Here is a 14432-nt window from a genome sequence, read left to right as displayed (position 1 = left end):
TCTTTTTTCACTTCCTCGCTTCTATATTTACCACATTCATTTATTTACGTATTAAACGGGGAGTCCCACGTAAAGTTGCTAAATCGGGAGCTCCGATACCGAACATTGCTATCTTAAGCTCCAGCTCTACCTGAGCCAGTGCAGCTTCTAGCGCCTCTTCGGAATCTACTGCTGGCCCTAACAGATTGCGTCCAAAACCTGCTAAATTAGCACCGAGAGCTAATGCCTTCGCCGCATCCACGCCATGCTTCAAGCCGCCGCTGCCAATTAAAGCCCCTTTCGGGGAGACAGCACGCACTTCTGCAATGCATTCTGCGGTTGGAGTACCCCAGTCCGCGAAAGCTTCAGCCGCTGCGCGCCGTATAGGGTCTCTACTCCGAAACTTCTCGACCTGACTCCATGATGTTCCACCCGCACCCGCTACATCAACAAAAGCTACCCCTGCATTATAAAGATGCGCTGCTGTATCACCGTCAATGCCCCAGCCGACTTCTTTTACACCTACAGGAACCTCAAGTGCACGGCATACGTTTGCTATCTGCGATAGTAAGGAGGCAAAGCCAGTATTCCCTTCCGGTTGAAAGACCTCTTGCAGACCATTGAGATGCAGGACAAGAAAATCTGCACCAGCAATATCCACAGCCCGGCGGCATTCCTCAATCCCGAAACCATAGGACAGCTGTACGGCGCCGATATTAGCGATAACCGGTATATCAGGTGCCTTGTCCCGCACATAAAAGGTTTCGGTTAGCTCAGAGCGCTCCACCGCCGCCCGCACAGAACCAACACCCAGCGCCCATCCACGACGCTGTGCTGCCTCTGCTAATCGGGCATTGATGGCTCCGGTAGCGGCACTTCCACCTGTCATCGAGCTGATCAGCAGCGGTGTACGCAGCTCACGTTCCAGAAAGGTAGTCTGCAAGGATATATCATCAAAATTCAGCTCTGGAAGAGCATTATGCCGAAATCGGTATTGTTCAAACCCCGTAGTCACACCGACGCCACCGACTTCTTCATTTAGACAAAGGCGTACATGTTCTATTTTGCGTTCACCTGTCCTTGATGCAGGCAATAAAGACTTCTTGTCCGAAACCTCTACAATTGGTAGGCCATTGTCATGATCCGCGCCAGACTGCCTATTCGCATCATATGGCACGGCCTCTTCTGGCGTATGATTCATGCTCCGTTCCTCCTATTCCTAAACTGTACTTATTATAACATATCCCTACAGTTGAATTTACAATATGAGGTCAATGAAAATACAGAGACTGCTTCATTTCTCCTCACTAAGTGTTAATAGGTTGGTAACATGCCGGCGCATATTAACTTAAAGAAATGCGCACTGTAATACTTTCAGGAGGATTTACTAATGAAATCAGATCACGAACAATCCGTTCAGCCTCAAATCATTCAAAATCAAACCCATTCTCCTGATCCAAAGAAATGCACCTCTTCACGACGCCGCAAAAGAGTGATATGGGCTTGCATCATTCTAATTCTCTGGTTAATCGGCGTCACGATATACCAGACACATAAACCTCTTCCCGCAGGGATTTCCTATGAAAGTCCTATATACAAAGTGAATAATGTATCCTTCTGGCATGACCTAACCTATCCAGACGGTACGGATACAGGTAAGCAGGAGAGTGAAATCCTCCCGAGAATGCTGCATATCATCGAGGAGTCAAGGGAGTTCTTAGTCATCGACCTGTTCCTGTTTAATGATTATACCCATAAAGATCAGTCATTCCCTCCAGTCAGTCGAATGCTGACAGATAGATTAATCTCACAAAAGCAAACCTATCCTGAAATGGAGATTGTCTTTATCACCGATGAGGTCAATACCAATTATAACTCAGCGTCCAACCATCTTCTGGAAGAAATGAAGGCCGTAGGGATCCGAGTCATCATGACCGATGTTAATGCGCTGCGAGATTCTACACCTGCCTATTCAGCCGTCTGGCGCACCTTCATTCAATGGTTCGGACAATCCGGTAAGGGCTTTATTCCCAATCTTATGGCCAGTGGCGGACCGGATATTACCGCTCGATCTTATCTGAAGCTGCTGAATGTGAAGGCGAACCATCGTAAAGTAATTGTCAGTGAGAACACTGCACTAATTTCCTCTGGAAATGTTCACGATGCCAGCGCCTACCACTCCAATATTGCTTTAGAGGTACAAGGTCCAATTATTGCTGATATTCTCCAGACCGAGCAAGCAGCAGCCAATCTTTCCGACGCAGGCCCTCTGCTGGTTCATAAGCCCAAATTCACCCAAGAAAAGAGCGTACCGTCAGCTGAACCCCTGGAGGTTCGCTATTTAACAGAAGGAAAGGTGTACAAGTATGCGCTGCAAGGCATCAGATCCGCCCAGAAGGGGGATACCGTATGGATGGGTATGTTCTATCTTGCTGATGATGCCATTCTGGATGCGTTGGTGGAGGCGACTTCACGCGGGGCTAAGGTAAACCTAATTCTGGATCCCAATCAGAACACCTTCGGGCGTGATAAAATCGGGATCCCTAACCGTCCAGTTGCCATGGACCTGAACAAGCGCACGAATGGCGAAATCTCTATTCGCTGGTACAATACAACCAAGGAGCAATATCATCCGAAGTTGCTCTTTATCGCCAAACAAACCGGCAGTTCCATCCTTCTTGGCGGCTCTACTAACTTTACCAAACGTAATCTGGATGACTACAATCTGGAGAATGATCTGTGGATTTCTATGAAGCGTGATCAGCCGCTGTTCACAGAAATGGAAGCCTATTTCAATCGGCTGTGGAATAATGAAGGCCATGTGTTCACTTTACCCTTTGAGGCCTATCAGAGCGATGTGACCTGGTTTAAGTACATCCTGTTCCGATTGCAGACCAACCTGGGCTTTACTACTTTTTAAGTGAGAAATATAAAACATAAAGTATAGGTACTAATCTTATACTTTCTTATATTTCAAAAAACCACCGTAGAGAAGGCTACACCCTCTACGGTGGTTTTTCTGTTATAAGGCTATAGCAGCGGAGACATTAGTCTGGCCGCAGATTCCAGCATACGTACCACCATGCGTTTATTCATAAAGGTCTCCTGCACAATCTGAGTGGTAGATAATAAATCCCGTTCAAAATCAGCAACGATTCGGGTAACACTCTCTGTTTGAAGCAATAGTGCGTTAACTTCAAAGTTAAGATGGAAGCTCCGCATGTCCATGTTTGCTGTACCAATAGTAGCTATTTCACCATCCACGATTAACAGCTTAGAGTGTATAAAGCCCTTCTCGTATTCATAAATCTTCACCCCAGCCTCCAGCAATGCCGGGAAATAAGAATGCGAAGCCAGAAACGGAATCCATTTATCCGGCTTAGCAGGGAATAATAATCGAACATCTAGACCAGATATAGCCGCTACACGTATCGCAGTCAGGATATCCTCGTCCGGAATGAAATAAGGGCTGGCAATCCAAACTGATTTCTCAGCTGAGGTGATCATGGAGAAAAATATATTTTTGAGTGCACGGCGTTCATTGTCCGGCCCACTCGCAATGATCTGTACAGCTCCGTCCCCTGTCATAAAGTGTAGCTGTGGTGTGAGATAATCCTGCTCCAATATTTTTTCACCTGTAGTATGCATCCAATCTTGCAAGAAGATGATTTGCATCGTCCGTACCGCTTCACCTCTAACTAACATATGGGTGTCACGCCAGAATCCATAAGTTTTACTACGGCTTAGATATTCATCCCCCACATTGAGTCCACCCATGAACCCGACATCACCGTCGATGACGACGATTTTTCGGTGATTCCGGTAATTGACCCGGCTAGAGAAAAAGGAGGTGGAATTACCGTACGAAGCCACCTGTACTCCAGCGTCAACTAACTCCTTCAAAAAGGCTCTGGAGAGTTGAAAGCTACCTACAGCATCATACATAAATCGGACAGACACTCCCGCACGCGCCTTCGCGATCAGAATCTGTTGAATACGCGTTCCAATGTGATCTGCACGGAAGATGTAATACTCCATATGTATATGGTGCTTCGCTTGTCTCAGCTCTAGCAGTAATGTCCCAAACGTCTCCTCACCATTGGTTAGGATACGCGTCTCTGAAGCAAAGGAAATAGGAGTACGTGCTAGAGTCTTGGATAATAATAGTAGTTTTTGACGCGAGGGGTCAAAGACCGACCAATCTTGATGCGTACGCAAAGCGTCATTCTCAATTCGCTCATAAGCCATAAGATCTCTTTGTGCTTTTTTATCATATTTACGACGTTTAAACACATTCTGACCAAATAGAAAATAGAAGACCAGTCCGAGCACCGGGATCAACGCAAGCAAAAGAATCCAAGACATCGTAGTGGAAGGATTACGGTTCTCCATAAAAATAGCCAAGCTAATCGAAATGACGGTCAGTGTGGAGAAAATACTAATAATCGTTCCTGCAGTACTCCCAAAAATACCAAAACCAAAATAATAAAATGCTATAAATGCCCCAATGATAATTATAGATTGAAGTCCTCTTCTCATATTGTACCTACCTTCTTATTCATACAAACAACACTGAAATGACACATTTATATATTACATGAAGAACCTATTTCTTCCTAGCTAATTACTATGTAAAAATCTATTTACAACAAAACTGTAACCCTTCTGTGGTGAAATTTGTAATGACAGGATGGATCGAATATAATTATTTTGACCGATTAGTCAATTATAGAACTGAGTAGTCAGAAAGGAGGTTATTCCCCAATGAGTGATAAAACGATGGACAAGCAGGAACAGATTATTAAGATCGCCATGCAATTATTCGCTGTGAAAGGCTCGTCCTCCACGTCTATGCAAGAGATCGCCGAATTATGCGGAATTTCGAAGGGAAGCTTGTATCTAGTATTCAAATCAAAAGAGGAGCTGGAACGCAGCATTTTTCTCTATTGTTACCGAATGATTCGTGATCCCTTATTACGTGAAGAACAAGAAACCCAAAGAACACCGCGTGAGAAGCTTAGGAATCAAATAGAAATTCTACTGAGTCATGTGTACGAATTACGTGAGTTCTTGCAGCGTCAGATCCAGGAGGTTGCCGGAAAAGGGTTTGATACTGAAGTACCGGAATGGCTGCGCAGAAACAATGCTTCCTTCTTGCGCTGGTTTCAGGTGAAGATGGAGACCCTTTATGGAAAAGAGATCGTTCCCTATACCGGAGATTTATGTATTGTAGGTCATGGACTAATCAAATCGTATATTGCGGTTATTTTTCGTCAGGACACCCATTTGTCCCTTGCTGTTATGGCTGATCATCTAATGAATCTATTGGATATTATTGTAGCTGGTCTTCTTACAAGTAAGCAGGCTCCACTCATCAACTCGACTATTTTAGCAAGCTGGATGGAAGAGAATGAGGAGAGTAAGCGAAAAAACCCACTACAGATCATTAAGGACATGAAGACTCTGGTCAGTAAATTAGATAGTATTGTTCCCGAAGAGTCAGCCGATTTACTGGAATCACTCAACATTCTAGAAGGCGAGGTTCTCTTACCACACCCACGCAAAGCAATCATACAGGGGATGTTGTCCAACCTCCAATCCTGCTCAGAGCTCACTACACCATTGAAAGAATTGAGGAAGCTGGTTACCTCTTTTTCAAATCATTCATGCGTATTTCGTTAATTGCTCTATAAAGAGTTCGTGAGAGAGAAGAAAATGGATAGTGAGTATTATAAATTTTCAAAATGGCGCCCTATTTCGTAAAGATAAGGCCCGAGAGGAGCAGAAACAAAACTTATGAAAAGCTTAATTAATTTCTCGCTCAGAAATAAATTTGCCATTTGGCTTCTGACGATAATTATTGTATTTGCCGGTTTGTACAGCGGACTGACAATGAAGCAAGAAACCCTACCTAATATTAGTATACCCTATCTTAGCGTAACAACCATCTATCCGGGGGCTGCACCAGAAGGCGTTGTTAATGATGTCAGCAAACCATTAGAGCAAAAACTGCGCAATGTGGATGGCGTAAAGACAATCACCTCCACTTCTCTGGAGAATGCCTCCAGTATTCAAATTGAGTTTGATTATGGAACGAATCTGGATAATGCTACAGCAGCAGTTCGCGAAGCGCTAAATGAGGTCTCATTGCCGGACAATGTGCAAAAGCCTTCCATTTCCCGGTTTAGCCTTAGCTCAATGCCTGTAGTCTCCCTTAGTTTATCGAATGGGGATTCAGAAGATCTCGAAGAACTAACCCGTATTGCCGAGAACGATATTCGCCCCGCCCTTGAAGATGTTGAGGGTGTTGCTTCTATTCAAATTTCTGGACAATACGTCAAAGAAGTTTCGCTTAAGTTCAATCAAGAGAAGCTCAAGGAATACGGACTGACAGAAGATACGGTTAAAGGGATTATTCAAGGCTCTTCCCTCCGCGTTCCACTAGGACTGTTCGAGATGGACAAAGCTCAAAAGGCAGTTGTCGTGGATGGCAACATCACCACCGTTGAGGATCTTAAAAATGTGACTATTCCAGTAATGCCAACTGGTGCTGCGAGTGCTGCTGGTGCTGGAGCTCCTGGAGCTGGCGCTGCCGGTGCAGGCGCTGCTGGCGGAGCTGCAAATATGGGCTTGCCGACCGTGAAGCTGGGAGAGCTTGCTACAATTGAGGTTGTTGGGAATTCTGAATCGATCTCCCGTACGAATGGTAAAGAATCGATCGGTATCCAGATTGTCAAAGCCAACGATGCCAACACTGTTGATGTCGTAAATGGTGTTAAGGACAAAACTGAAGAATTAAAAGCACAATATAAAGGCATTGACCTTACAGTTCTGCTTGACCAAGGTAAGCCGATTGAGGACTCCGTAAATACAATGTTGTCCAAAGCGGTATTTGGCGCCCTTTTCGCAGTCATTATCATTTTGGTCTTCCTGCGGAATATTCGTTCGACGATCATTTCTATCATCTCTATTCCTTTATCATTGCTGATCGCAGTGTTATGTCTGCGTCAAATGGACATTACGCTTAATATGATGACCCTTGGTGCGATGACCGTTGCCATCGGACGGGTAGTCGATGACTCGATTGTAGTCATAGAGAACATATACCGGCGACTCTCCTTATCTGGGGAGAAGCTAAAAGGCCGGGAATTAATCAGTGCAGCCACACGTGAAATGTTCGTACCAATCATGTCCTCTACAATTGTAACCATCGCAGTGTTCTTACCGCTTGCTTTAGTAAGTGGCATGGTTGGAGAGCTGTTCTTGCCTTTCGCCTTAACCATGGTCTTCGCCCTGCTCGCTTCATTGGTAGTTGCGATTACCCTAGTTCCTGCAATGGCGCACTCCCTGTTCCGGAACGGATTGAAAGGTAAGAAGACGCATAGTGAGAAACCAGACAGAATGTCTGCCGGTTACCAAAAGATTCTGAACTGGTGTCTTTCCCATAAACTCGTTACGTTCGGAGTAGCCGTTCTGCTCCTTGCGGGCAGCTTGTTCCTGATCAAGCCTATCGGCGTTAGCTTTATGCCTTCCCAAGAGGATAAAACGGTTATGCTAACCTACTCACCGAAGGCTGGGCAAAGAACTGAAGAAGTCCAAGAGCAAGGTCTGAAAGCAGAGAAATATATTTTAGCGCAACAGCATGTAGATAAAATGCAATATTCCATCGGCGGCGGCGGCCCTATGGGTATGGGCGGATCGAGCAATTCGGGACTTTTCTTCATCGTTTATGATAGCAAAACTCCTGATTTCGAATCCGTGAAAGAGAAGTTGATCGAGGGCTTAACCGCAGAAGTCCCAGATGGTGTGTGGGGCGATATGTCTGCGATGATGAGCGGAGGTATGGGTGGAAGCTCACTAACCGTGAATGTATTCGGAGATGATTTAGATCAAATCAAGCCAGTCGCAGATGAGATCGCCAAAATCGTGCAGGCTGATACCACTAATTTCAAAGATGGAGAAACAAGTCTCAAAGAAGCTTACGATCAATATACGATTGTAGCGGACCAAGAAAAGCTTAGCTCCCTTGGACTTACAGCGGGACAAATTGCGATGAAGCTTGCTCCTGCAGGTACACGTCCAGTACTCACAGAAGTAGAAATGGACGGCAAGAACTACAAAGTCTATATCGAAACTGATAAAGAAACGTATAAGAGCATTAAAGAAATGGAAGAAGCTACATTGACTTCCCCACTAGGCATCTCCGTGCCAATCGGGCAAGTCGCTAAAATTGAAAATGGGTCTTCCCCAGACTCGATTACTCGGATGGACGGTAAAATGAAGGTGGATGTCACTGCCGAGATTATTTCAAGTGACGTCAACAGTGCTTCTAACCTCGTGAAGGAAAAAGTAGATGCTATGGACTTACCTGACGGCGTAACAGTTAGCTTCGGTGGTGTAACCGAGCAGATCAATGACACATTTGGTCAATTAGGTATCGCTATGGCGGCTGCTATTGCCATCGTTTACTTCGTGCTTGTGGTTACATTTGGCGGTGGATTAGCTCCATTTGCTATCCTGTTCTCACTTCCTTTCACCATTATCGGGGTACTAGTGGCTCTTCTAATCGCTGGAGAAACCTTAAACGTCTCCTCCCTCATGGGTGCGCTGATGTTGATTGGTATCGTAGTCACGAATGCCATTGTCCTCATCGACCGCGTTATTCATAAGGAAAAAGAAGGAATGACCACACGTCAAGCCTTGCTTGAAGCAGGCGGCACACGTTTACGTCCAATCCTGATGACTGCACTTGCAACGATTGGCGCATTGCTGCCACTGGTTACAGGACTTGAAAACAGTGCAGGTATCATCTCCAAAGGACTAGGCGTTACTGTTATCGGCGGTTTGATCAGCTCCACGCTACTGACACTTGTAGTAGTACCAGTCGTGTATGAGTTCCTGATGAAATTCCGCAGTAAAAAGGTAATTGACTAGAACACTTGATGCATATCAAGTAAACATGAAGAAGCTGTCTCCAAAGTAGTGAATACTACTTAGGGGACAGCTTCTTTTTTACTTGGACCTTCATTTAAATCGCTATTTACACTTCCACAGCAAGGAAAACCCGACCTAATTTATAGGCCGGGCTCTGTATTATAGTGTTCTTATAGCATTGCTGTTGCACTGCTCTCTAGTGAAGCTCTCCAGGAACGCAGCATTTGTAGATCAAGGGGCAGAAATTCTGCGAGCATATGGGAAAGCCCCAGATACAACGGACTATCTGTTGCTGCATTCAATTTGTCGCAGAACTGTGGGGTCCATTGCAGTAAATGTTCTTCCAAAAAGGCTTCCTGAATATCAAGCAGCTCCATAGCACTTCTAATGGAAAAGCTATTATACAACATACGCTCATGCATTACTGCCATAAATTCCAGCTCAATAGCAATATGATCATCAGCTTCACCATTACATTTGTTAAAAACAATTCCTGCGGAAGTATACACATCAGCAAGCACGTTGCAGAAATCTTCAGAACGACCCAGAATAGCAGCTTCACGTAATTTAAAAGAGCTTACTGTCTGTTCGTGCATAAGCCGTTTATACTCCAGGCACTCTTTCTCGCATATCTTCAGGAGCTGGTTCGGTTCCTGACTCAGATAACGCTTCAGTTCCCGCCCGCCTTCCGTCATTTCTGCAGCAACACTCATCTTGCGATTGCGGCTCCACTGAGCCACAAGAGAGAGTGATGGTTTTCTACCCAAAAAATCCACTAAAAGCTGATATATTAATCCCCGACTTTCCAACCAATGGCTAAATGCCTCCGGCACGGCGAGCGATGGAACAGTTTGCATAGTCATTTTGCAAATCCTCCTCATTGGGTTTCCCGGTCACACACCGTCACATTACGATGTGAAGTTCCCGGTATCCTTTCTGTTTTCGCAAAAGTGAAAGAATAAAGTAATCCGCACCTAGATTATATCGGATATTTAAAACGCTTTCCGTGAGCATTCTATGACTAATCACATCATTTGTCGTACTTTTGTCACATTTTCGCAAGACTATTTCGGCTTCATCATTCTATTTAGTTTGTCCATAATTATGCAATAAAATCATAACCTTCCTTATTTAATTAGGGGGGGTGCTTAACACGTCCACTACTTTGCTCATTGACGTACCCCCAAGTGATCTTTAAAATTCTAAACAAGTATAACAGCCCTCATCTCCTCTTAAGGAGAGAAGCATTCACTATACCGACAATTGAAGGGAGCAACGCTATGGAGCCGCTGACGGACCCTTTTGGGCGTTTACACGATTACATCCGCATTTCGGTTACCGACCGCTGCAACCTGCGTTGCATTTATTGTATGCCAGCGGAAGGGATGGAATTCCAGCCACAGGACGAGATTCTGAGTTATGAGGAAATCACCGCAGTGGTGGATTCGCTAGCCCCTCTCGGGTTACGTAAAGTAAGGTTAACCGGTGGAGAACCTCTTGTACGCAAAGATCTCGAAAAGCTAGTGGCTATGATATCTGCCATTCCGGGGATCGACGATATTTCACTGACTACAAATGGATTAATGCTACCAGCTAAAGCAAAGTTGTTAAAACAAGCCGGACTAACACGTGTGAACATCAGCCTAGACTCATTACGGCAAGATCGCTTCGCTATGATTACACGCGGCGGTGAGGTCTCCAAGGTACTAAAGGGGATTGAGGCAGCACAAGCTGCTGGGCTGGCGCCGATCAAGCTTAACGTTGTACTAATGAAAGGGATTAATGATGACGAGATCAAGGATTTCATCTCCCTTACGCTGAACAGTCCACTAAATGTACGCTTTATTGAATATATGCCTATCGGAAGTGCTACTGATTCTTGGCGCCAATCCTATTTGCCGCTGGAGACCGTTATTGATGCCTGTACTGAAGCTGGATGGGAAACCGTGGAGGCAGAGATGCCCTCTGGCAATGGTCCCTCCCAGAATCGGCGGGTTATTGGAGCGCAAGGAACGTTCGGATTAATTCATCCCGTAAGCGATCACTTTTGCGATAACTGCAATCGTCTAAGACTAACTGCAGATGGCCATATCAAAGCTTGTCTGTATTGGGAAGACGAGTACAATGTCCGTCCCCTAATAAGCGATCCTGCAGCAGTGCAGGCCTTATTCCGCAAAGCTCTGGGTAACAAGCCGCATAACCACGAAATGGCATTAGCCTTGGAGAAAAAAGCACAAAGCCACACGCCGACGACTCGGCGTATGTCTCAAATCGGAGGTTAGTCTGTCTTATTAAAAACGCCGCTATCCCCAAAACAATTGGGAAAAGCGGCGTTTTTAATTAGAGATTAAAGGATGGCCTCGCCATCCATATATTATAGATACAGGGCCTCGAGCAGCTTGTAAATGGTCGCTGCTGCTTCCGCTCTTGTAGCATGGTTCTCAGGTCGGAACGTATGATCCTCGAATCCACCCAAAATACCAGCTTCAACACCCGCTTTTACAGATACCTGTGCCCATTGTGGAATGGAGGTAAGATCCGCGAAGTTCCCCTCTTTATCCGTTTGCTTATGGGCATTAGCCTTCAAAGCATTGGCGAGCATAACTGACATTTCAGCACGGGTAATTTTCTCCAAAGGCTCGAAGAACATTTTGCCATTTACCTCATATCCACGAAGGATTCCGGCATTTACCGCCGCTGCTACATCATTTGCAGCCCAAGATGGAATCGCACTTTGATCCGCGAATTTCATCGTGCTACCCATAGATTGCAAACCTAGCGCCCGTACAATCATAGACGCAAACTGTGTGCGGGTAACCTCCTCATTCGGACGGAAGGTATGATCCTCATACCCTTTCATAACACCCATTCCGATTAGACGGTCTGTAAATGTAGAAGACCAATGATTATTCAAATCAGTAATCGATGGAGCCTGATAATTAAATACAGCATATTTAGCGAACTGATTCACATTTGCAGTTATAATCCCAGCCGTTTGGCTTTGACCACCCACGTAAATCCATTTTTTAAGCTGTTCGTTATAATAGTAAATTGCCGCTTTATGACCTGATGTAATCTGAGCAGCATCGTAATTCAGAGACAATTCTACAGGTTTATTGAGCATGCCCGTCTTGCCGCTAGTAAGCTCAACGGCTACACTCACAGCCTGAAGATCGCCTTTAGCTGGTGTCTCACCAGTAGCAACAACCGAAAAGGAAATTTCGCTGTTACCAGACAACGCTCCAGCCGGAATCGTAAAGCTGCCCACGTCTTTAAGTGTGCCCGTTCCTCCCTGCTGTGCTTTTACCTCCAATTCCACACGCGGAGTTGTAGCGGGCTGCCCTGTAGGAGATGGCGTCGCGGTAGGAGCTGGAGTTGGAACTGGTCCGCTGCCTCCTCCGTTATTATTTCCCCCTCCACTGCCAGTGCCCGCGGTTACAACTACTGTGCGTACAACCTCAGTAGCCGCATTACCAGCCAAATCTGTGGCATTGTATTTCAGTTTATAGGTTCCTGGAGTCTGCACATCCACTGTTCCTGTCACCAGGATAGCCCCCGCAATCCCAACCTTGTCCGCAACCTCTGCGCCCGGGTCCTTGAAGCCATTCCCTTGGGTCAGATTCAGATGACTATCCCCCTTCAGGGTAATCACAGGTGCTGTACGATCGATATTCACAGCAATGGGCAGTGTAGTCGTATTTTCTAAAGAATCCGTTGCTTTAAATTGCAGTTGATGTTGGCCTTCTTCCGAAATCTCAACCACTTTCCCACTTTCATAGGGTAGGAAATTGCCGTTTACATCGTTCGCCAATTGAATGGATACATCCGCACCAGGAATATATACGCTAGCATACACGCTTACAGAAACACTCTGATTCGTCCAGTCACCACTTAAATAAGATTGTCCGTTCTCAGTCTTTAATGTGCTATGAAGGGCCAATGGGGTGATACGATCATCTCCGCTCAGCGTTACTTCAAAAGCCTTCGTTTCCGTAGCTAATCCCCGCTGGATTGTAGCTGTTAAGGTCAGCTTCGTATCCTTCTTAGGTTGGAAGGTGATTTTACCTGCATTCGTCATCAGGACCGGATTGGAGCTTTTCCACACAATACTTGTCCCGTGTTTGCCTTCTGTAGGCAACGTTAGATCAGAAGTTACTGCGCTTGTATCTCCTAGATCTAATTCAGTCATAGTATCATTAACTGCCTGCTGATCGGTGTACGACTCCACATCCACAAAAATCGGATTGGAATAAAACCACATATCACTATAATTACGGGCATTGATTTCTTCGAAACGAGTCAGGTTATCGAAAGTATTATTTTTTGGATCAATCTGCGGTTCGCCGTTAACCGTTTCTCCTGCAACATCAGTTCCCAGGTTAGTTCCTCTTAACCGGAAGTAACGATCCTTGTCCACTGCCTCTACCTTATACTTAATAACATTGTAGCCTTCGGAATCGGTAGTCCAGTCCTCGCTTGTGAAACGTTTCAACACTTGTGTTGAATCGTTAGTCGCTTTGGTGTAATCAGGTGTGCCTGGATCAACCTTGCCATGGACTTCACCGGAGATTAAATCTACATGATCTACCTTAACAGCGTCGCCATTATTATTTTGCTGTGGACTTTTGAAACGGATCGTAAGCTCTAGGTCGTCCCCTTGTTTTACGTCCAGTTCGCCGCCCATTTCTTCCTCTTGTCCATCTCCAGACACGTTAAACTCTAATGCGTTGATGAGATCCCCAAAAACAGAGAAGGATTTCCCTGACCGCATGCCATCTACGACAGCGTTAATATCGGAGCCATCCACCCAGGTATAGTTCTTGGAATATTCACCAGGCCAGTAACCGCTAGAAAATTGATCATTTTTTGTTTTGAAATGAAAGTCTGAGTTAGCAAAATTCCAAAATCTGCGTCCCTCACCCAGCAGTGCGTCCCACATTCCTCCAAGCTGTGCAACTTTGACGTCTGTACCTCCGTAAGTCTCAGGCGTCTCTCCCCGATCACTCGCCATCTGATTGCCCAGCATACCTTCAAAGCCGAAGACAAGATTCGGATCGATATTGTTAAAATCACGGATATCCTCTATTTTAAGCTCCGAGCTTGTACCATTTTTTCTGGAGGGGTGATTGATCAGTACATAGCTATCTGGATAATGACTACTTAGCCATTTCATAGCTGTGCGAGTATCTTCTTTTGTAGAAAAAGATCTCTTATCTGCCGTACTCCACTTAGCCACATCTGCCGGATCAAACATACTTACATCCCGATTAGTAAATAAATATTCAAATTGATTAATAGCCTTCAAAGCTTCTGCAGACCCTGGATGATCTGTAACAATCCCAACCGCAGCATGATCATATTGGGGCATATCCCACTCAAAGCCAGAAAAAATGATTTTACCAGCGTATTTGCCTTCTGCTTGTAACTTCTTAATTTTCTCATTCTGATAATCTATAATGCCTTGAGACATCGGAATGGAGCCGCCGGGCAGATTCACCCCTTCGTCATCCCGGTCAGAT

The 14432-nt window shown here is 45.3% G+C and carries 8 protein-coding genes; 4 read left to right on the top strand and 4 right to left on the bottom strand.

The window, feature by feature from the left end:
• Positions 1-40 precede the first annotated feature (40 nt).
• Positions 41-1180, bottom strand: a complete 1140-nt coding sequence (fni, locus tag CA600_RS15220) for a type 2 isopentenyl-diphosphate Delta-isomerase (RefSeq protein WP_094871109.1) — start codon at positions 1178-1180, stop codon at positions 41-43.
• Positions 1181-1369: 189 nt separating this feature from the next.
• On the opposite strand from fni, the gene CA600_RS15215 reads away from it, so the two are divergent.
• On the top strand, positions 1370-2899 hold the full coding sequence (locus CA600_RS15215) for a phospholipase D family protein (protein ID WP_094871107.1): 1530 nt from the start codon (positions 1370-1372) through the stop codon (positions 2897-2899).
• Between the two features lie 110 nt (positions 2900-3009).
• Here the strand turns inward: CA600_RS15215 and cls are convergent, their stop codons facing one another.
• Positions 3010-4518, bottom strand: coding sequence for a cardiolipin synthase (gene cls / locus CA600_RS15210; protein WP_094871105.1), 1509 nt, complete (start codon positions 4516-4518; stop codon positions 3010-3012).
• A 225-nt stretch (positions 4519-4743) separates the two neighbouring features.
• Between cls and CA600_RS15205 the strand changes: the two genes are divergently transcribed.
• Both CA600_RS15205 and CA600_RS15200 read left to right on the top strand, forming a co-directional pair.
• On the top strand, positions 4744-5661 hold the full coding sequence (locus tag CA600_RS15205; protein WP_094871103.1) for a TetR/AcrR family transcriptional regulator: 918 nt from the start codon (positions 4744-4746) through the stop codon (positions 5659-5661).
• Positions 5662-5775: 114 nt separating this feature from the next.
• Positions 5776-8913 carry an efflux RND transporter permease subunit gene (locus CA600_RS15200; protein ID WP_094871101.1) on the top strand — a complete coding sequence of 1046 codons (3138 nt, stop codon included), beginning with the start codon at positions 5776-5778 and terminating at the stop codon, positions 8911-8913.
• A gap of 170 nt (positions 8914-9083) precedes the next feature.
• On the opposite strand, the gene CA600_RS15195 is transcribed toward CA600_RS15200, so the two are convergent.
• Positions 9084-9776, bottom strand: coding sequence for a TorD/DmsD family molecular chaperone (locus CA600_RS15195; protein WP_094871099.1), 693 nt, complete (start codon positions 9774-9776; stop codon positions 9084-9086).
• A gap of 417 nt (positions 9777-10193) precedes the next feature.
• On the opposite strand from CA600_RS15195, the gene moaA reads away from it, so the two are divergent.
• Positions 10194-11195, top strand: a complete 1002-nt coding sequence (gene moaA / locus CA600_RS15190; protein WP_094871097.1) for a GTP 3',8-cyclase MoaA — start codon at positions 10194-10196, stop codon at positions 11193-11195.
• 92 nt (positions 11196-11287) lie between these two features.
• Here moaA and CA600_RS15185 read toward each other — a convergent pair.
• The coding region (locus tag CA600_RS15185; RefSeq protein WP_094871095.1) for an S-layer homology domain-containing protein at positions 11288-14432 on the bottom strand (3145 nt) is incomplete at its 5' end.

It is taken from the genome of Paenibacillus sp. VTT E-133280 (genome assembly GCF_002264385.1).
Lineage (GTDB): Bacteria > Bacillota > Bacilli > Paenibacillales > Paenibacillaceae > Paenibacillus_AQ > Paenibacillus_AQ nitricinens.
Note: the sequence above shows the minus strand (reverse complement) of the source record. Positions and strands in the feature narration are given on the sequence as shown.